At 55.1% G+C, this 20,521-nt stretch carries 17 protein-coding genes; 10 read left to right on the top strand and 7 right to left on the bottom strand.

Features of this window, described 5'->3' with window-relative positions; genetic code table 11:
- The first annotated feature begins 237 nt into the window (after window positions 1-237).
- The 9 genes from TH19_RS03480 to TH19_RS03440 all read left to right on the top strand — a co-directional run bounded on the left by TH19_RS03480 (window position 238) and on the right by TH19_RS03440 (window position 11,454).
- Window positions 238-675 (top strand): MaoC family dehydratase, encoded by a 438-nt coding sequence (locus TH19_RS03480; RefSeq protein ID WP_114100947.1) that lies wholly within the window; start codon window positions 238-240, stop codon window positions 673-675.
- A 229-nt stretch (window positions 676-904) separates the two neighbouring features.
- Window positions 905-1,861, top strand: a complete 957-nt coding sequence (locus tag TH19_RS03475; protein WP_114100946.1) for a bifunctional riboflavin kinase/FAD synthetase — start codon at window positions 905-907, stop codon at window positions 1,859-1,861.
- 94 nt (window positions 1,862-1,955) lie between these two features.
- Complete coding sequence (gene ileS / locus TH19_RS03470) at window positions 1,956-4,796, top strand: isoleucine--tRNA ligase (RefSeq protein ID WP_114100945.1); 2,841 nt, start codon at window positions 1,956-1,958, stop codon at window positions 4,794-4,796.
- A gap of 68 nt (window positions 4,797-4,864) precedes the next feature.
- Window positions 4,865-5,338 carry a signal peptidase II gene (gene lspA / locus TH19_RS03465; protein WP_114101216.1) on the top strand — a complete coding sequence of 158 codons (474 nt, stop codon included), beginning with the start codon at window positions 4,865-4,867 and terminating at the stop codon, window positions 5,336-5,338.
- Window positions 5,339-5,389: 51 nt separating this feature from the next.
- Complete coding sequence (locus tag TH19_RS03460) at window positions 5,390-5,968, top strand: DUF3035 domain-containing protein (protein WP_114100944.1); 579 nt, start codon at window positions 5,390-5,392, stop codon at window positions 5,966-5,968.
- 161 nt (window positions 5,969-6,129) lie between these two features.
- Window positions 6,130-7,530, top strand: coding sequence for a M16 family metallopeptidase (locus tag TH19_RS03455; protein WP_258547808.1), 1,401 nt, complete (start codon window positions 6,130-6,132; stop codon window positions 7,528-7,530).
- Window position 7,531: 1 nt separating this feature from the next.
- On the top strand, window positions 7,532-8,863 hold the full coding sequence (locus TH19_RS03450; protein WP_114100942.1) for a M16 family metallopeptidase: 1,332 nt from the start codon (window positions 7,532-7,534) through the stop codon (window positions 8,861-8,863).
- A gap of 117 nt (window positions 8,864-8,980) precedes the next feature.
- The gene (gene mutL, locus TH19_RS03445) at window positions 8,981-10,933 is read left to right on the top strand and encodes a DNA mismatch repair endonuclease MutL (protein ID WP_114101215.1); all 1,953 of its coding nucleotides are present in this window, start codon (window positions 8,981-8,983) and stop codon (window positions 10,931-10,933) included.
- Between the two features lie 8 nt (window positions 10,934-10,941).
- Entirely contained in the window at window positions 10,942-11,454 is a 513-nt protein-coding gene (locus TH19_RS03440; protein ID WP_114100941.1) for a GNAT family N-acetyltransferase, read from the top strand.
- On the opposite strand, the gene TH19_RS03435 is transcribed toward TH19_RS03440, so the two are convergent.
- The 4 genes from TH19_RS03435 to TH19_RS03420 form a co-directional block, all read right to left on the bottom strand.
- Window positions 11,451-12,920, bottom strand: a complete 1,470-nt coding sequence (locus tag TH19_RS03435) for a pentapeptide repeat-containing protein (RefSeq protein ID WP_114100940.1) — start codon at window positions 12,918-12,920, stop codon at window positions 11,451-11,453. The genes TH19_RS03440 and TH19_RS03435 overlap by 4 nt on opposite strands.
- A 54-nt stretch (window positions 12,921-12,974) precedes the next feature.
- Window positions 12,975-13,901, bottom strand: coding sequence for an OmpA family protein (locus TH19_RS03430; RefSeq protein WP_114100939.1), 927 nt, complete (start codon window positions 13,899-13,901; stop codon window positions 12,975-12,977).
- 39 nt (window positions 13,902-13,940) lie between these two features.
- Window positions 13,941-14,708 (bottom strand): motility protein A, encoded by a 768-nt coding sequence (locus tag TH19_RS03425; protein ID WP_114100938.1) that lies wholly within the window; start codon window positions 14,706-14,708, stop codon window positions 13,941-13,943.
- 491 nt (window positions 14,709-15,199) lie between these two features.
- Window positions 15,200-16,051: a GNAT family N-acetyltransferase gene (locus TH19_RS03420; protein ID WP_114100937.1), complete on the bottom strand. Its 852-nt coding sequence runs from the start codon at window positions 16,049-16,051 to the stop codon at window positions 15,200-15,202.
- 190 nt (window positions 16,052-16,241) lie between these two features.
- Between TH19_RS03420 and TH19_RS03415 the strand changes: the two genes are divergently transcribed.
- A complete protein-coding gene (locus TH19_RS03415; RefSeq protein ID WP_114100936.1) occupies window positions 16,242-17,309 on the top strand; it encodes a siderophore-interacting protein in 1,068 nt (355 codons plus the stop codon).
- Window positions 17,310-17,318: 9 nt separating this feature from the next.
- Here TH19_RS03415 and TH19_RS03410 read toward each other — a convergent pair whose 3' ends face one another.
- From TH19_RS03410 to TH19_RS03400, 3 genes are all read right to left on the bottom strand, one after another.
- Window positions 17,319-18,257, bottom strand: coding sequence for a hypothetical protein (locus TH19_RS03410; protein WP_147250706.1), 939 nt, complete (start codon window positions 18,255-18,257; stop codon window positions 17,319-17,321).
- A gap of 75 nt (window positions 18,258-18,332) precedes the next feature.
- Window positions 18,333-19,283, bottom strand: coding sequence for a metal ABC transporter permease (locus tag TH19_RS03405; RefSeq protein WP_114100934.1), 951 nt, complete (start codon window positions 19,281-19,283; stop codon window positions 18,333-18,335).
- A complete protein-coding gene (locus TH19_RS03400; RefSeq protein ID WP_114100933.1) occupies window positions 19,280-20,500 on the bottom strand; it encodes a metal ABC transporter permease in 1,221 nt (406 codons plus the stop codon). The genes TH19_RS03405 and TH19_RS03400 overlap by 4 nt, the downstream gene beginning before the upstream one ends.
- Window positions 20,501-20,521 lie beyond the last annotated feature (21 nt).

The raw sequence follows: 20,521 nt of genomic DNA, 5'->3' as shown, positions 1-20,521 counted from the left end.
GGGCCGTTTGACGGCCTTTTTTCCATTATCGCGAATGCAGGACACATCCAGCAAGTACCTGATGTGTCGCTGATTTCATTTATTGCAAGGTCCATTACTTTGGCTATTCGACGAAATAGGGATTGCCCAAAATTCAAAATGCGCAATAAAATTACAAATGCTGCGATGCAAAATTAACCATAAGCGCGAAAACGTGCTGGTCGATTGTGACCGTGACAGGCAAGGGAAAGACAGGAAATGAAAGAGTTAAACGGACTGGAAGGGCTGTATCTTGAAGATCTCGAGGTCGGCCTGTCTGCAAGCTATGGCAAAACCGTAACCGAAACCGACATCGTCATGTTTGCCGGTTTGTCGGGTGATACCAACCCGGTTCACCTCAACGAGGAATTTGCCCAAACCACCATGTTCAAGGGGCGCATTGCCCACGGCATGCTGTCTGCCGGTTTCATTTCCACAGTTCTTGGAACACGTTTGCCCGGTCCGGGCACGATTTATCTGTCCCAAAATCTGCAATTCAAGGCACCGGTTCGGATTGGCGATACCGTCACCGCAAGGGTTGTGGTGCGCGAACTTATCCCGGCCAAGAAGCGCGCCATCCTTGAAACCAACTGCTATGTCGGTGACACCTGTGTGATTGCGGGCGAGGCCACCGTCATGGTGCCAAGCCGCGGCTAGTCCCTGTATCTGGCAGGCGGCGGTGGGTTCATTGCTGCCGCTTGCAGCGGTAAAGCAGGTTGTTTATCTGTACCAAATTGCAGATTGTCGGATCAGCTATGCGGGTCTGAAGGCACTTTTTTATTGGAAAAGTCTTTACGCTCCGGGGGCGGGACCTTTATAGCTGCCTGCTGGATTTGCTGATCCCTGATTGGCAAGATGGTAAAGCAGCAAAGAGAGACCGGCGCGGATGCGCGTTTTTCGATCTTTTGAAAACCTGACCGATGAGGCGCGCGGCGCTGTCGTGGCGATCGGCAATTTTGACGGTTTGCATCTGGGGCATCAAACGCTTCTGGATCAGGCACGTGCAATTGCCCGCGATCTCGGTGTGCCGCTTGCGATCCTGACATTCGAACCCCATCCGCGCATGTTGTTCCGTGCCGATGATCCGCCTTTCCGGCTGACCTCGGCCGAGGATCGCGAAACAGCGGCGGGCAGCATTGATATCGACCTGTTCTTTGAGGTTGAATTCAACCGCGATTTTTCCGCCATGAGTGCCGAACAGTTCATTGAACGTGTTCTGGTCGATGGCCTTGGGGCGAGGCATGTGGTGGTTGGTTGGGATTTCTGTTTTGGCAAGGGCCGCGCTGGCAATGTCGATTTGTTGCGCGCCATTGGTGAAAAATCAGGTTTCGGGGTGACGGCGGTCGAAGCGGTAACCCATGATAACGGGATCATTTATTCATCAACCGCCATTCGTCAGGCGCTGCGCGAAGGTCGCCCGCAAGACGCCACCCATCTGTTGGGGCGTCCGTGGGAGATCGCCGGAATTGTTGCCCACGGCGATGCCCGTGGACGCACCATCGGTTTCCCGACTGCCAATATCGCAATGGGTGATCATCTGCGCCCGAAATTCGGTGTCTATGCCATCGAACTTGGCCTGATTTCCGAACAGGATGGCCAAACAGTTGAACGCTGGATGCCCGGAGTCGCCAATATTGGTGTTAGGCCAAGCTTTGGTGGCGATGATGATGCCGGGCTCGAAGCCCACCTGTTTGACTTCAATCAGGACATCTATGATCGCCGCGTTCGGGTGCGCCTGCACGGCTTTATCCGGGGCGAAGAGAAGTTCGACGGGCTTGACGCGCTTAAGGCCCAGATCGCTGCGGATGTGATTGCTGCCAAAGAGATTCTCGGCAAGATTTGAATTTGTCGACGAACCCGCTATGATCCGCGCGCTTTTTGCGGAATTCACCGGGGGTTCGCCCTTTTAATTTGTTCAAGACGACAGGACCGTCACGATGAGTGTCGAATACAAGAAAACCGTTATCCTGCCCCAGACCGATTTCCCGATGCGGGCGGGTTTGCCAAAGATGGAGCCCACCCTGCTTGCGCAGTGGAAGGACGAGGACCTCTATGGCAAAATTCGCGGTATTTCTTCCGACCGTGAAATGTTTGTCCTGCATGATGGCCCTCCCTATGCGAACGGCCATCTGCATATCGGTCACGCTCTGAACAAAATCCTGAAAGACGTCATCACCCGTTCCCAGCAGATGCTGGGCAAGAATGCGGTTTACGTTCCGGGTTGGGATTGCCACGGTCTTCCGATTGAATGGAAAATCGAAGAACAGTATCGCGCCAAAGGCAAGAACAAGGACGATGTTCCGATTGCCGAATTCCGCAAGGAATGCCGCGAGTTCGCCCAGAAATGGCTTGATGTTCAGCGCGAAGAATTCAAACGCCTTGGCGTGATGGGTGACTGGGACAATCCCTATGTCACCATGGACTACAAGGCAGAAGCATCCATCGCCCGCGAACTTGGCAAATTCCTGATGAACGGTTCGCTCTATATGGGCTCCAAGCCGGTCATGTGGTCGGTGGTTGAAAAGACCGCCCTTGCCGAGGCCGAGGTCGAATATCACGACCACACCTCCAAAACCATTTATGTGCGTTTCCCGGTCACCGAGACCAAGGTCGATGTCCTCAAAGATGCAACCATCGTCATCTGGACCACGACCCCTTGGACCATTCCGGGTAACCGTGCAATTTCCTATGGTGCGGAAATCGAATATTCGGTGATCGAAGTAACCGAAACCGCCGAAGAAGCATGGGCAACCGTTGGCGAGAAAATGGCGGTTTGTACCGACCTTCTCGAAGACCTGTGCAAAAGCGGTCGCGTCACCGGTCACAAGGTTGTCGGAACCTTCAAGGGTTCTGATCTTGAAGGTACGCTGTCGGCCCATCCGTTCCGTGGTCAGGGTTATGACTTTGATGTTCCGCTTCTGGCGGCTGATTATGTCACGACCGATACCGGTACCGGCTTTGTCCATACTGCACCGACCCACGGCCCGGACGATTATCAGACCGGTCTGAAATATGGTCTTGAAATTCCGGAAATGGTCGATGGCGACGGTGCCTATTACCCGACCGTTCCGATGTTTGCCGGCAAGCGCATTTATGATGAAAATGGCAAGGAAGCCGACGCCAACGAAGCTGTGATCGCCAAACTGATCGAAGTTGGCGCATTGTTGTCGCGTGGCCGCCTCAAGCACTCCTATCCGTGCTCCTGGCGCTCCAAAGCCCCGATCATCTATCGCACCACGCCGCAATGGTTCATCTCCATGCAGGACAATGACCTGCGTGAAAAGGCGCTTAAGGCAATTGATGAAACCCGCTTCGTGCCCGAAGCGGGCCGTAACCGCCTGCATTCCATGATTGCCAACCGTCCGGACTGGTGCGTTTCGCGTCAGCGCGCATGGGGCGTTCCGATTACGGTCTTTATCGATAAGAATACCCGTCAGCCGCTCCGCGATCAGGGTGTTCTGGACCGCGTTTACGAAGCCTTCTGTGCCGAGGGTGCCGACGCATGGTTCACCCGCGATCCGCAGGAATTCCTTGGCGACAAATACGATGCGGCGAACTACGAACAGGTTACCGATGTTCTTGACGTCTGGTTTGATTCCGGTTCGACCCACGCCTTTGTTCTCGAAGAACGCCAGGACCTGAAATGGCCGGCTGATCTTTATCTCGAAGGGTCGGATCAGCATCGCGGCTGGTTCCACAGTTCTCTACTGGAATCCTGTGGTACCCGTGGTCGCGCACCGTATGAAGCCGTTCTTACCCATGGTTTTGTTCTGGATGGCGAAGGCCGCAAAATGTCCAAGTCATTGGGCAACGTGATTGCGCCAAATGACATCATCAACAAGCTTGGTGCAGACATTCTGCGTCTTTGGGTGGTCAGCTCGGATTATCATGACGATCTGCGCATCAGCCATGAAATCATCGAACGTCATTCCGACATCTATCGTCGTTTGCGTAACACGCTGCGCTTCCTGCTTGGCAACCTTGATGGCTTCAACGATGCCGAAAAGATTGCCGAGAACGAGCTTCCGGAACTGGAACGCTGGGTCCTGCATCGTCTTAGCCACCTTGACGATATGGTGCGCAAGACGACCGCTGATTTCGACTTCCACACCATGTTCATCGAACTGCACAACTTCTGTGCGCTCGACATGTCGGCCTTCTATCTTGATATCCGCAAGGACGCGCTTTATTGCGACGCGCCAAGCAGTCTGCGCCGTCGTGCGGCACGCACGGTTATGGATCGCGTGTTTGATTGCCTTGTTCGCTGGTTGGCACCGGTTCTGTGCTTTACCGCCGACGAAGCATGGCGTTCGCGTTATGGTGCGGAAAGCTCGGTCCATACCGAAACCTTCAATACTGTATCGGACAGCTGGAAAGACGAGGCACTGGCAGCGAAATGGGCGAAAATCCGCAAGCTGCGCCGTGTCGTCACCGGTGCGCTGGAACTTGAACGTGCAGAAAAACGCATTGGCGCAAGCCTTGATGCCGCACCGAAGGTTTATGCTGCTGCCGAATATGTCGACGCACTTGATGGCCTTAATCTTGCCGAAATCGCCATTACATCTGACATCGAACTGATCACGGGTGACGCACCGGCTGGTGCCTATACCCTTGATGATGTTGCAGGTGTTGGAGTGGTATCGGCACTGGCAGATGGTGAAAAATGCGAACGTTGCTGGCAGACCCTGCCGGAAGTCGGCAGCCATGCAACGCATAAAACCGTCTGTAACCGTTGCGCAGATGCCGTTGATGAAATGGGAATTGCCGCGGCCGAATAAGGCCTGTGGTTTCTGGTATCAGTCCTGCCAAAGAGCAGGCTGATACCGGCAAGTCAGAAAGAGTATCGATGAAACATCGCGCCTTTGTGTTTGGTCTGATCGTCATTGCAATTGTTTTTGGTGTCGATCAGTGGACCAAGGCCCTTGCCATTGACGGCTTGTCCAACCCGTTTCGGGTGATTGAAGTCACGCCGTTCATGAACTTCGTTCTGGCCTGGAACCCGGGTGTCTCTTTCGGCCTGTTCCAGGGGCAAGCGCCTTGGGTGATGATTGCGGTGACGGCGGTGATCACCATTGGCTTTGGCGTCTGGATGTGGCGTACCCGTGATTCAATGTTGCGTCTTGCGCTGGCGATGATTGTTGGCGGTGCGATTGGCAACCTTGTGGATCGCCTGCGTCACGGTGCTGTGACCGACTTCATTGATCTTCATGTTGCGGGCTATCACTGGCCGGTATTCAATGTTGCCGACAGTGCAATTACAGTTGGTGCGGCGCTACTGTTGATCGATTCCCTTTTTGGCGGTAAAAAATCTGCCAGATGAATTTTTGGCCGGGTGATCTTATCCCGGTTGCGGAGTGGTAAAGAGGCACATATGGCCCGGAAGATTACGACCAGTATTTTCAAAATTGCGCTGTTGGGCGGACTTGCACTTGGTGTTTCCGGTTGTGAATCCACCCGCGAAACCTTTGGCCTGAACAAACAGTCCCCTGACGAGTTCGCCGTTGTTTCGCGTGCGCCGCTAAGCCTGCCGCCAGATTTCACCATGCGCGTTCCGGAACCGGGTGCCGCCCGTCCGCAGACCGGCTCGACCACCGATCAGGCCCGCCGCATTCTGGTCGGCGATGATCCGACCAAGGTCAAACGCGACATTACCGGTACGGGCAGCAAAGGGCAGGTTGCCCTGTTGTCTTCATCCGGTGCGCAATATGCTGATCCGGAAATCCGTTCGACCGTTGATCGCGAAACCTCGATCTTTATCAGTGAAAGCGAAGGCGTCATTGATGATCTGCTGTTCTGGCAGGAAAAGCAGGACCCGAATTCCGTGGTTGATGCCGAGGCAGAAGCAAAGCGTATCCGCGACCAGCAGGCACTGGGCAACAGTGTTTCGGGCGGTGGCAATACCCCGGTTATCGAACGCAAACAGAAAGGCTGGCTCGAAGATATCTTCTGATCTGACAGCACGCTTTTATGCGCTACACGACAATTTGATGAACAAAGCAAGGGCGCGAAACTTTCGCGCCCTTGTTCTGTCATATTCGCTTCTTAAGAAATTCGGGATGAACGCCTGATAAGGAATGGGATGACGTAATGAAAATTCCAAGATTGTCTGTCATGTCACTGCGTAATCGCACATTTGCCGGCCTGTTGGCCGCGGTTATGGTGGCATTGGTCCCGAACATGTCTTTTGCGGCTGTCTTCAGCCCCCAGACCGCAACGCTCGATAACGGGATGCAGGTCGTTCTGGTGGAAAATCACCGCGCTCCTGTGGTTACCCAGATGGTCTGGTACAAGGTCGGCTCGGCTGACGAGCCGCTTGGCGTATCGGGCATTGCCCATTTCCTTGAACATCTGATGTTCAAGGGCACGGCTGATGTCGCACCGGGTGACTTTTCCAAGATCGTTGCGCGCAATGGCGGCAATGACAATGCCTTCACCACCTGGGACTATACCGGGTACTTCCAGAACATCGCACGCGACCGTCTTGATCTGGTGATGAAGATGGAAGCCGACCGTATGACCAATCTTCAGCTTTCCGACGATGTTGTCCTGCCCGAACGCGATGTGATCATCGAAGAACGTCGGTCGCGGATTGATAACAATCCCGGTGCGCTTCTGGGCGAACAGATGCGGGCATCCCTTTACATGGCCCATCCTTATGGTCGCTCGATCATTGGCTGGATGCACGAGATGGAGCAGCTTTCGACCGAAGACGCTCTTGATTTCTATCGCAAATGGTATGCGCCCAATAACGCCATTCTGGTTGTTGCCGGTGACATCACGATGGATGAACTTCTGCCGATGGCGCAGAAATATTATGGCGTCATCCCGCGTGGTGATGTTCTGACCCGCAACCGCGTCAAGGAACCGGTGCAGCACGCCCCGCGCAAGGTCACCATGCACGATCCCCGCGTTGGGCAGGCATCCATGTCGCGCTATTACCTTGCCCCGTCCTATCACAGCGAAAATGCCGCCGATGCCGCCCCGCTTGAACTCCTCAGCGAGATTATCGGTTCGGGCACGACAAGCCGGATGTTCAAGGCGCTGGTCGTCGATCAGGCCATTGCGACCAGTGTTGGTACTTTCTACGACCCGGTCGCGGTTGATCTGGCCACCTTTGGCGTCTATGGCGTGCCACGTGACAATGTCGAACTGGCCGATCTTGAAAAGGCGATTGATGATCAGATTGCCGATATCGTTGCCAATGGTGTGACCCAGGACGAACTTGAACGCGCCAAGCAAAAGCTGCTTGATAGTGCGGTCTTTGCCCGTGATTCCTTGTCGGCCGGTGCCCGCGTGCTGGGTAAATCCCTTGCGGTTGGACTAAGTGTCGAACAGGTCGAAAGCTGGCCGGACCGGGTTTCCGCGGTCACCGTTGATCAGGTCAACGAAGCCGCCAAGCGGGTCTTTAACGACAAGCAATCCGTGACAGGCTGGCTGTTGCCACCAAAGGACGGCCCGGTTTCGGGTCGCGGCCCTGTATTGCCCATCGATACCGGCGCGGGAGTACATTGATATGAACCAGCTTATGAAACAGGTCGCTGGAATTGCCGTTGCCTCGATGACAATTCTGGGCATGGCTTCTGCCGCACAGGCGGTCGAGGTCAAGGAAGTGGTTTCCGAGGGGGGCATTCGTGCCTGGCTGATAGAAGATCACATGAACCCGCTGATGACCATGGATATTGCGTTTACCGGTGCGGGGGCGGCAACCGATCCGGCTGACAAGATGGGCCTCGCCAATATGGTCTCGGGCCTGATTGACGAGGGTGCGGGGGCCATGGACAGCCAGACCTTCCGTGGTGAAATGGAAAACCGGTCGATCAGTCTGTCCTTTGATGCTGGTCGCGATGATTTTTCCGGATCGCTGACCACGCTGACCCGCGAACGTGAAACTGCAATTGATCTTCTGCGCCTGGCACTTTCCGAGCCACGCTTTGATGACGAGGCGGTTGAACGTATCCGGTCCCAGATTGTCTCGGGCCTGAAGCGGGCGGAAAATGATCCGGGCGATATTGCCAGCCGGACCTTCTTCAAATCGATCTTTGGTGGTCATCCCTATGCCCGTCCGGTTTCGGGGAACTTTGAAACGGTCGCCGGGCTGAACGCCAATGATTTCCGCAATTTCGTTGGTCAGGCCTTTGCCAAGGATAACCTGATCATTGGTGTTGCCGGTGATATCACGGCCGAGGAACTTGGACCGCTTCTTGACGAGGCCTTTGGCAGTCTGCCGGATCACAGTGACCTTCCGGTTATTGCCGATGTTACGCCGAAATTTGGGGGTATCGACGTCGTCGATCAGGACATCCCGCAAAGTCAGGCGATCTGGGGGCAGAAAGGGATTGAACGCAAGGACCCGGATTTCTACCCGGCCTATGTCATGAACTACATTCTTGGCGGCGGTGGCTTTTCATCGCGTCTGACCGAGGAGGTTCGTGAAAAGCGCGGTCTGGCCTATGGTGTCTATAGCTACCTTGCCAATCTTGATCATGCCGTCATGATGATGGGTGGGGTGGCAACGCGTAATGACGCAATTGGTCAAAGCCTGTCTCTGGTCAGTGCTGAATGGACGAAGATGAAGGAAAAAGGCGTTTCACAGGAAGAACTTGATAACGCCAAATCCTATCTGACCGGGGCTTATCCACTGCGCTTCACAAGCCTTGGCAACCTTTCGGGGATGCTGGTCGGTATGCAGAAAGACGACCTTGGCATGGACTTCCTGGATCGTCGTAACAGTCTGGTGGATGCCGTCACCCTCGACGATGTCAACCGCGTCGCCGCCGAGCTGATGGATCCGGCCAATGTAACGGTCACGGTGGTTGGCAAACCCGAAGGCAAACTGGCCTTCTAGGCACATCATCACACTTAAAATTTCAAAGCGCGGTGAAAGGGATTTCGCCGCGCTTTGTGCTTTGATAGGTTCAAGGCAACCAAGATAAATCATCCGAACATCGCGAGCATTGCCTTCATGACCCTGCGCGTCCTGCCCCAGAACCTGATCAACCAGATTGCCGCCGGTGAGGTGGTCGAACGCCCGGCTGCGGCGCTCAAGGAGCTGGTCGAAAACGCGCTTGATGCCGGGGCGACCAAGGTTGATGTCAATCTGCGCGATGGCGGGCGGACGCTGTTGTCGATCACCGATGACGGCAAGGGCATGACACCCGAAGAACTCTCGCTTGCGGTTGAACGTCATGCGACGTCCAAGCTGCCTGATGATGATCTTTTCAATATCGGTTTCATGGGCTTCCGCGGCGAGGCATTGCCCTCCATCGGGTCTGTCTCGCGGATGCGCCTGACCAGTCGGGTGCGCGGTTCGGAAAATGCATGGTCGCTGACCATTGAAGGCGGGGCCAAGGGCGAACCGGAACCGACTGCCCATCCGTTCGGAACCCGGGTCGAGGTCCGCGATCTTTTCTATGCCACCCCGGCCCGGTTGAAGTTCCTTAAAACCGCACGCACCGAACAGATGTATGCGCGTGAAATCATGGATCGCCTTGCGATGGCGCGCCCGGATGTGGGTTTCACCCTGACGGGCGATGGCAATAAATCGATCCTGAATTATCCTGCTTGCGAAGGCGATCTGTTTGATGCCCGCCTGAAACGCCTTGGTGCGGTGATGGGGCGCGAGTTCCAGGAAAACGCCCTTCAGATCGAAGCCGAACGCGAAGGCATTCGTCTGACCGGTTATGCCGGTGTGCCGACACTGAACCGTGGCAACGCCCAGATGCAGTTCATGTTCGTCAATGGCCGCCCGGTCAAGGACCGGTTGCTTCAGGGGGCTGTGCGCGGTGCCTATCAGGATTTCCTGGCGCGGGATCGTCATCCGCTGCTAGCCCTGTTTTTCGAACTTTCCCCGCGCGATGTTGACGTCAACGTCCATCCCGGCAAGACCGAGGTCCGGTTCCGTGATCCGGGTCTTGTCCGTGGTCTGATTGTCGGGGCACTCAAACATGCGCTGGCCGGGGCCGGGCACCGGGCATCGACCACGGTTGCCGATATGGCATTGGGGGCAGCACGCCGCGAAGGCGATGGTCCATCACTTCCTTATGGTGGCGGGGCACGCACCGGCGGTGGAAGCGGTTTTAACATCGGTCAGTATCAGCCAAGCATTCCAAGTCACGCGGCCATTGAACGCAATTACGCTGCCCAGGCCCCGATGGATCCGCAATCCGGTTATGGTGGCCTGTTTGATCGCGGGCGCGATTTTGGCGGGATGCTGTCAGAAACTTCCGGCGATGGCGGCTTTGCTGCTGCCGCGGCTGCGGCTTTGTCGGGTGGATATGCCGCCGCTGCACCGTCGGCACGGATTGATAATATCGCCGATGAAGGCAAGTTCGTGGATCACCCTTTGGGGGCGGCCCGCGGGCAGGTCCATGCCAATTACATTATTGCCCAGACCCGTGACGGTCTGGTGATTGTCGATCAGCACGCGGCCCATGAACGTATTGTCTATGAACGCATGAAGGCCGATCTTGCCGCCACCGGTGTCAAGCGTCAGGGACTTTTGTTACCAGAAGTCGTCGAACTGGACGAGGCATCAGCCGACCGCATTGCCGACCGTGCCGAAGAATTCGCCGAGCTTGGCCTGATCCTTGAACCGTTTGGACCCGGTGCAATCGTGGTGCGCGAAGTTCCGGCCATGCTGGGTAAGGTCGATGTCGGGGCATTGGTGCGTGACATGGCCGATGAAATTGCCGAGCTGGGGCAGGGCATGGCGTTAAAAGATCGCCTGATGTATGTCTGCGCGACCATGGCCTGTCATGGTTCGGTGCGGTCGGGGCGCAAGCTGAATGCTGATGAAATGAACGCCCTGTTGCGTCAGATGGAAGCAACCCCGCATTCCGGTCAATGCAATCACGGTCGTCCGACCTATGTCGAACTGAAACTGCATGACATCGAAAAGATGTTTGGCCGTCGATAAGGCCGCATATGGGGAAAATCACCGTCCATATTGCCAAACCCGGTGACGCCGATGCGGTGACGGCACTGTTTGAACGGTCCTATGCGGCGTTGCTGGCCAGGGATTACCAACCAGATATCTTGCGGCGTGGCATGGCGTTTCTTGCCCGTGCCAATCCTGATTTGTTGGCGTCCGGAACATATTATCTGGCCAGAACGGATGACGGTGACCTTGCCGGGGCCGGCGGCTGGACCGTAATGCGTCCGGGCGGTGATAAAACCGACATTCAAACCGGGATTGTCCATGTTCGTCATTTTGCGGTTGATCCCGACTACACCCGCAAAGGTATCGGCAAAATGTTGTTTGATCGCTGTGTGCAGGATGCAACGTGCAAGCAACATGTGGCGCAGTTCGAATGCTATTCCACGCTTTCAGCGCGCCGGTTCTATGAATCCCTTGGCTTTGAAGTCATCGGGCCGTTTGAGGCCCCCTTTGCCCCCGACTTTACGTTCCCCAGCCTGCATATGCGCAAGATGCTTTAGTCCCGCAGTTTCAGGTTCCGGGGAAGGCGGGTATTGGCATTGACCCGGGCGCGCTGGATTTGTTCGGCAAACAGGCCGCGTGTACCGCTAAGGTCGGCATCACGGAAATCTGTTCCAGCCAGATTTGTGCCGCTCAGATCACAATTTAGCAATTGCTGCCCGCGGAAACTGGCGTTGGACAGGTCTGAACCCAGAAATACCGTATTACGCAACATCGCATCATTGAACCGCGCGCCCGACAAGCGACTTGCCGCCAGATTGGCGCTATCGAGGTTGCTTTCAATAAAATCAGCCCCGGTAAGGTCGCAGCGGCGCAATACAGCTTGCTTGCAATTTGCCCGTTTGAAGCAGGCAAAGGGCAACCCGCACCGGCTAAGATCAATGCCTTCAAGCTCGGCTTCACGAAGGTCGGCATGTTCAATCGACATGACATTGCCTTCCTTGCCACCGGTATCGACCCAAAGCTTGTGCATAATCAGGGCTTCGTTCAGGTCAATTTCAACAAGTTCTTCGGTATCGTCATCACTTGCGGTATCAAGCGGTTCGTCCTCGACCAGATCAGCCGGGTCTTCCGCGGGTGTCTCCTGGGTCGGGGATAACAGGTCCCGGACCGATTGCACCGCCTTGATATTTTGTGCCTGGGCGTGTTTGTCGCTGACACTTGACGTTCTGCGAAGATCGCCATCATCAAAGATTTGCCCTGCCCCGTTCAGACGCGATTTCAGATCGGCAATATCAAGATTGCCCGCAATACCGGTAATCGGTGATTTGGCCTGTTCGGGTTGAGCTGCGGTTTCAATCGGTTCGGATTTAACCGGTTTGGATGCCGGCGCAGTTGGTGCAACAGGGGATTTGAACGATGTTGCAACCCGTTTGCCCGGTACCGATACCGGGGGCATTTCTTCCATTGCTGCCTTGATCCGGTCGCGTTTGCGGCGTCCCGGGTTTTCCTGCTCTTCCGGGGGTGTTGTGTATGCCTTCCCGGAAACGGTCACACCTGCATTGGCCAAATCTTCCGGCCGGGCAGGGCCGAAATAGTTGTCCTTCAGAACAAAGCGGCGCGGTGCCTTCATCACGGTTTCGATGATCTTGCACAGACGCTGTGGATCCACAGGTTGACGGAATATGCCTTCGATCCCGGCTTCTACCGCATCGCGCATGCCGCGGCGGTCAAGTTTCGGGGCGCCCAAAAGAACCGGGACTGTACGCCCGTGCAAATTGTCATCGGTTGCTGTTTCCCGAATGGCGCGGATGGTTGAAATGCCACGCATCCCGTCAAGATACAGTCCGATCAGAACCATATCCGGGCAGAGTTCGCGGACAAGCTCAATGGTCTTTTCACGATCATCACATGAAACGAAATTGCCAAACCCAAGTGGTTCAACCGCAGTTTTGGCAGCAAGGATGTTCCGTTCACTGTAATCGGCATACAGGATCGTTTTGTTCTTGTTGTCCTTGATCGCCATGATGCGCGATGTCCTTTATCCGCAAGTCACTCTTCTGCGCGCAAACATTCAATATTACGGTGTCGATGGAATGCTGAATGAACGGCGCGGAAGCCCTGTGCCAGTCGGGTCATTTTGACCGTTCATATCCGTTTCGTCAGCCCCTTTTGCATCGTCGCCTGAATTTCTGGAACCGTTGCCGGGATTGCTCGTGCCTTCTGATGCGTTGGATTCAACCATCTGGATGGTGATTTCAACGCGGCGGTTTTCTGCACGTCCCGCGGGCGTGCTGTTGTCAGCAATCGGACGACTGTCCCCATAGCCCTGAATGACCATGCGCCGCGGATCGGTGCCATTCTGATCAATCAGGAAATGCAGAACCGATGTCGCACGCGCAGCCGACAGGTCCCAGTTTGATATATAGGGTGACGATGATGAAACCGGAACATTATCGGTGTGACCGGCAACAAGAACCTCGCCCTCGGTCTGATTGATTACCGGGGCAAGGCGGTTAAGGATGGCCGCAAATTCCTCGGTCATGCCCGATGATCCTGACGGAAAGGCCAGCTCGTTGGGGAAGCGGATCACAACTTCGCCGTCAATGCGTTCAAGGCCGACCTGATCATCCAGGCTCATATTCTCAAGAACACCGCCAAGGGTTTCCTCAAGCGCCTTGGCCTTTTCTTCCTTGCTGTCGGTTTCTTCGATTTCGATCTTCGGGGTTTCGGGCTGCGGGATTTCTGAAACAACACGCGGGCTGTCCGGCGTTGGTGCCTTAAGCGCCTTGCCAACGATTGATCCGTCAAGTTCGATCACACCGGCAAGCTGGTCCTGATTGGAAAACCCGAAGGCCGCCTTGACCGATCCGGCAATCTGTTTGTAACGGATGACATCCATCTCGGCAAAGGTCAGCAACAGAACAAACAGAACAAGCAGCAATGACATCAGGTCGGCGAATGTCGCCATCCATGCCGGTGCGCCTGCTGCGGGTTTCTTTGCCATGGTCCTAGACTGCTACCTGTGTGTCAGAAGTCTTCATCTTTATGCGCCTTCTTCCGCATCCGCGGGCACACCGCCCGGAAGATAGGGACCAAGGATTTCTTTCATGACCATAGGGCTCTGGCTGGCCTGAATTTGCACAACCGATTCAATGATCAGCTGTTTGGTGTTGCGCAAACGATCAACCTTAAGGGCCAGTTTGTCGGCTATCGGAAGGGCAATCAGGTTGGCCAGAACCGCGCCATAGAACGTTGTCAGCATCGCAATTGCCATCGCCGGTCCAATGGCGTCCGGGTCCGACAGGTTGGCAAGCATCTGCACCAGACCGACCAGTGTTCCGATCATGCCGAATGCCGGGGCGGTGTCGCCGATGCCGCGGAACATCAATTCGCCCAGTTCGTCATTCTGGATGGATTTTTCAACTTCGCTTGAAATTGAACTTCTGATCACTTCGCCGCTATGGCCATCCACACACATGCGGATGCCGCGCGCCATGATCTCGTTTTCAACTTCGACATTTTCAAGACCCAAAAGGCCGTTCTTGCGAACCAGACCGGCAAGTTCGATGGCCTTCTCATAAATCGAAAGCGGATCTTCCTTGGGGTTCTTAAAGGCAATGCCAACCCCGATCTTGAGCGACTTGATCACATCGCGCATCGGGAATTTGATTAAAGTTGCGGCCGCCGTTCCGCCGAATACAACCATGATGGACGGTACATCAACAAAAGAATCAAGGCTGCCGCCCAACAAAATGGCGCCAACGATGACGCCCATGCCAGCGATAATCCCAATGAGTGTAGCTATATCCATGTCGGTTTTTTTATCCGGCGTTGAAACTTTTGGTTCGAAGCGTGCAGGTCATTAATTATGGCGTACAACACGCAGCGGTGAACATTATAATTTATTGTTCTGTCGATGTTGCCCGAATGCCTCGGGTTTCATCGGCGTAAAATGGAAGTTTGGTGTTCGGCACTCCACAAAAATTGGGTCTGTCACATCAATTTTCCAGAACAGGATGATAAACTTCCTGCGTCTTGGCGGATTATGGTTCTAACCAAAAGAAGCGCACGATTGTAAAATTACGGCATTCGGTTAGGGCGCGCTATACCTTTGGCATTAAATGTTTGTTGCCAGAAAATTGCGCATTGCTCAACCCCACCGTAAGAATAATTCCATTCGATGTGAACGCGAACAAAAAGGGGCGCATCCCCAGGAAACGCCCCTTGATATCGGCTCATTTGTCAAATCTGAGACTTGCGCAGAAAACTCGCCACATCGAACAGTTGCTTCAAAGCGGTCGATCAGCCCAGTTCAAATGATGAAATGCCAAAGGTCATGGCAAGATCAAGGTCCGGTGCAGTGCCCTTATACATGCGCGCCGTCTCGAATTCGGCGACCATCTTGTGACTGTCAACCAGTTCACGGGCGGCTTCGTTTGGTTCAGGAATATCAAGATAGACCTTACCGCTCTGATCCTTGCGGCTTTGCAAAAGGGCGCCAAACAGGGTTTTGGCATCTTCAAGATTGGCGGCAAACAGCGGGCCAACCTTGTGGCCTTCCTTGCAGGGGCGAATAACGCCATAGCCGCGCAAGCCCATCGGGCCTTTCAGGGCCAATGCCGTATGGTTTTCAGTGCCGATCCAGCCACGCAGGAACTCAATCCGGCTTTCGGCAAACAGTTTGCAAGTCTGTTCAAACGCATCAACGATGGCAATATCATCGATTTCAAGGGTGAACAGATCATCTGGCAGGGTGGCTTCGGCCTTAACAATTCCGCCATAGCGGATATTGCGATGGGCAAATTCAAACCCGGACTTGCGGTAATTGTCCTGCTGATCAATCACGCCATCCAGCCCGATGGTTTTCATCACGCTGTTGTCAAAGGCCGTTTGCCAAAGTTTATAGCCAAGACCGGTACCGCGGCGATCCTTGCGACAGATGTAAAAGCCGACAAAGCCGAAATCGGAACTGTATTGAACCGATGAAATCACGGCGGCCATGCCCTGCTTGTCAAAGGCGGCCCAGAAACCGTCCGGGTCGGTGTTAAAGAACACCCCGGCATCTGAAAGTCCGGGGTTCCAACCTTCACTGGCTGCCCATTCGACGGCAAGCGGAAACTCAAAGGATTTCAGGCGGCGGATCTTGTCTGTCATGTCGATGTCTTCAATGTTCCGGGATCAATAAATACCATCAGGGCCTTAACGCCAAAGGGCTGAGGCGCGACCATTTCCTACCTCTAACACGGTCAGGCAAATTTCCGGATAAATTTTGTTGAGAATGCCTATCAGTTTTATTATCAATAGCTATCCGCAGATTTGCGCCCACATTATGCCGAGGCCCCAAATGCCTTCTGCCATCCTGATTGCAACCACTCGTATCGATTTGCCGGAAAGTGCTGCGCTCGTTGCGCAGATGGCAGACTATTACAGAAGCCACGATTGCGAAGTTCAGGGGGGCGACGGGCAGGCGCGCATTCTGGTTTCGATCGGCCATATTGAATTGCGCAGTAACAAGAACGGCCTGGATGTCGAGGTTGGCGCTACGACCGAAGTCGGCGTTGTGCAGATGAAGTCCGCGATCATTGCCTTGCTACAAGGGGCTGCACCGGACGCCAATTTTGACTGCCGCTGGAAGGGGGCCGGGCAAAGCAATGGCAAGCTTCCCAATTTCCGTGAATTAACGGTTGGACAGATTACTGATCTGTCACCGCATATGCGTCGTCTGCGATTGCATGGTCCTGACCTTGATGCCTATGACGCCGAAGGCATTCATGTCCGTCTGATGATCCCGCCGCGCGGCAAAGCCAATCCGAAATGGCCGACTTTGGCGGAAAACGGCATGCCGGTTTGGCCGACGGGCGAGGACACCGTTGAACAGCGCGTCTATACCATCCGCGACATGGATGCCGATGCGGGCTGGATTGATGTTGATTTCGTCATGCATGGCGATAACGGACCGGGATCGGCCTTTGCCCTTCATGCCGCGGAAGGCGATCTGGTGGCGATGACCGGTCCGCTTGGCGCTGATTTGCCCGATGCAAACTGGATGTTGTTTGCCGGCGATGAAACCGCCCTTCCGGCGATCGGGCGTTATCTGCATGAACTGCCCGAATATGTTGGGGGGCACGCCCTGATCGAGGTGGGTAGCAAGGCGAATATCATCCCGCTTGAAACCAAAAGCCGGATCAGCGTGACCTGGCTTTTGCGCGAAAATGTCGAAGAAATCACCCACAGTCTGATCCAGGATGCCATTCGGGCCATCAATATCCCCAAAGATAGCAACAAGGTCTATTGTTGGGCCGGGGTGGAACAGGCGGACTACAAGCCAATCCACGCCTATTGGCGCAAGGAAATTGGCCTGTCGCGTGATGATTGTGTCGCCATGACCTTCTGGCGTAAAACAGCGGCCTGAAAAAACCGTTCAGTTTGATCGTCGTGTCGCGACCGATGCATGAAGCTTTGGCGCAAAATGGGCAACGGCATCGTCCAGATCAATCAGGATTTCAGAGATCAGCGGATTGTCAGTCTTGATCGTCCCGGCCACAGACCGTTCACGAAGTTCCGTAATGGCCCGGATCAGTTCCAGATTGGTCGGGGTTGCTTTGGCGGCAATCGCCTTGGCATGTGCTGTTACCAAGCGGCGAGTTGCCAGAAAGGCCGCGATTTCCTGTTCTGTGTTGATTGCCTCTTGATCAGATTGCGGGGCCAGCCCCCGCTTGATCGAAAGCCCGGTCATATGGGCTCGGTCGGCAAACAGGGCCGATGTGATCATGCGAAAGGCAAGGATATCGGTCGCCAACGCATTCCGGTTTGCCTTTGTTGAAAGTTTGTCAAAGGCAAACAGATCGGCGTCACGTTCATCCATGTGGTTCTCGGTGTCTGTGCCGCCAAAATGATCGGGCTGGCAATGGCGGACCTCGTGATAGATCAGCCAGCGGTATGTCATATCCACACTGGTAGCATAGGAAAGTTGCTGTCCGAACCAACCCCGCATCAATTGCGCAAAGATTTCCTGATCCAGAAGCGGTGTCAGATTGGCGGGCACAAATATCTGGCAGGTCGCAAGCGCTTTGCCATATTGACGGCCGGTAATCGTAAAGGGGGATCGGGGCAGCTTGGCAAAGGTCGTTTCCGGGTCCTTGATATTGCCAAGGCCAAGCGTTTCGTCGATCCGCGCAAGAAAGTCTGCGCGCCCATCAAAGACATAAAGCGCGATATCACCAAACTGCCCAAGTTCGGCTTGGATGTCGTTTGATCCTTGCGATGGTGCGGCATGCTGAGCCCTTGCATCTGGTTTGGTACCAAACGCAAGGCATGCGGCAATCACCAGCATCCGGACATATGAATGATATCTGCTCATGCGCCCAATTATGTCCGGGATCACGCCATTAGACGATAATAATCGCTTCGATGGCGTGTTTCATTTGACCGGCTTTCAGGCCTCGGCACGTTGCCCGGTACGTTTGCGCTGGGGACCAAACAGACAGGTCAGGATCAGGATGACACCGGAAATGGTGGCGATCATGCCCGCGGCACTGACCGCATAGGGCGATCCGAACCAGCCCGGGCCATATCCGGCAAAGACATATCCCAAAATGGCGGAAATACTGGCAAACAGGGCGGACCATCCGACCTGACGGCCAAGCTGATTGGTCATCAGCCGCGCGCTGGCCGGCGGGCAGACAAACATCGCAATCACAATGATCGACCCGACCGCATCAAATGCGGCCACGGCGGCAATCGCGGTAACGACGACCAATGCAAAGCTTAAAAGTCGGGTACGAATGCCAATCGCCCCGGCAAAGGCTGCATCAAAGGTCGAGATTTTAAGTTCTTTCCAGAACAGCAAAATAAACAACCCGATTCCGACCAGAACAATCGCCAGGCGCGGCAATTGCGGGGGCAGGGTGGCAAGGGCGGCGGGATCAAGAACCGATCCCCAACCGTCGGCATCAAACCAGATCAGGCTTTCAAGATTGCCAAGCAGCGCATGCTGCACATCAATATGCACCGAACTGGTGTCGGTGATTTCCAGGAACAAAACACCGGCGGCGAAAAGCGTGGTAAAAACCAGCCCCATGGCCGCCCCCGGCTCAACCCGGCCAAGGCGTTTGACCACTTCAATCATTACAACCGCAATGATTGCTGCCACACCGGCACCAAGCATCATCGGAACGGCGGTGATTGTCCCGGTTACCAGAAAGGCACCGACAATACCGGGCAAAACGACATGGCTGATCGCATCGCCAATCAGGGCCTGACGACGCAGCAACAGGAAATTGCCCGGAAGCGCACAGGCAACAGCAGCCAGAACACCAATGACAATCGGCGTCAGGCTCAGTTGAACAAACTCCGCCCCAAGGGCCGTGATCAGATCGTCGATCATGCTTTTGCTCCTTGCTGGGCCAAAATCATGCGGTCAATCTCGGCAATCTGGTCTGGTGTCATCATCTGTTCGATCGGGGTCAGGCCGTCATAACGTTCAATCACTGAATCATCGGGCAACATCCGTCGGGCAATTGCCCAGCGCGCCTCGTCACGGGCGGCTTTCTGGGCGGCAATGCGCCCGCGTGCGGTGGCAACCCCGTCACGGCGGATCATGCCCGAACGGCGCAGGATACGCAGGGTCAGTCCGTCATAGATTGGCTCGCGCCGGGCCAGGGACAGCAATCCCTGACGGCGATGTACCCGGCGCTGGAACTGTTGATGACGCAGGGCCGATGCCAACCCGCCGCGCAATGGTGAAAACAGGGCCGAGATCAGGAAAAAGCCAAAGGCGACCAGTACAATGATTGGCCCGGTCGGAAGCGATGCCTCGGCTGCCGAAAGGACCGCACCGATATACCCCGAAAGCCCGCCAACCGCGGCGGCAATGCCGATCATTGGTCCAACCTGATTGGTCCAGAACCGTGCGGTTACCGGCGGAATGATCAACAGGGCAACAATCAGGATCAACCCGACGATCTTAAGCCCGATCACCGTCACGATCAGGGCCAGTCCCATCATTGCCAGATCAATATTGCGGACATTGACCCCGGTGGTGGCGGCATATTCCGGATCAAAGGCGACAAGTGTCATCGGACGGCGCAACAGAAACACGAATGCCGCTGCCAAGGCCCCGGCAACCGCGATGGTCGCGGCTTCGGAAATCAGCATCCCGGCAGTTGATCCCAGCAGGAAGTTTTCAAGCCCGGCCTGGCGGCCTGATGACATGGTCTGGATGACGGTCAAAAGGACAATACCAAATCCGAAAAACACCGACAGGACCGCGCCAATTGCCGCATCTTCGGTCAGTCGGGTTTTACGCGTGATCCATTCAACCATCAAAAGCCCGATGGCCGATGAAATCGCCGATCCGATGATCAGCCCCGGAAGCCATCTTCCGTCACTGCCAAACGCCACCATGATCATGAAGGCAAGGCCAACACCGGGAAGGGTTGCATGACTGATGGCATCGGAAACAAGGGCACGTTTGCGCAGGAAAATAAACGCCCCGGCACTACCCGCAGACAGGCCAAGCAATCCCGCACCAATCGCGACTAGGGCGCTGTTATATCCGGCCTGAAGGAACAGGGCGCTTAGGAAGTAATCGATAAAACTCATGACGGATATCTGCCTTTGCCG

The organism is Thalassospira profundimaris (assembly GCF_003326675.1).
Lineage (GTDB): Bacteria > Pseudomonadota > Alphaproteobacteria > Rhodospirillales > Thalassospiraceae > Thalassospira > Thalassospira aquimaris.
Note: the sequence above shows the minus strand (reverse complement) of the source record. Positions and strands in the feature narration are given on the sequence as shown.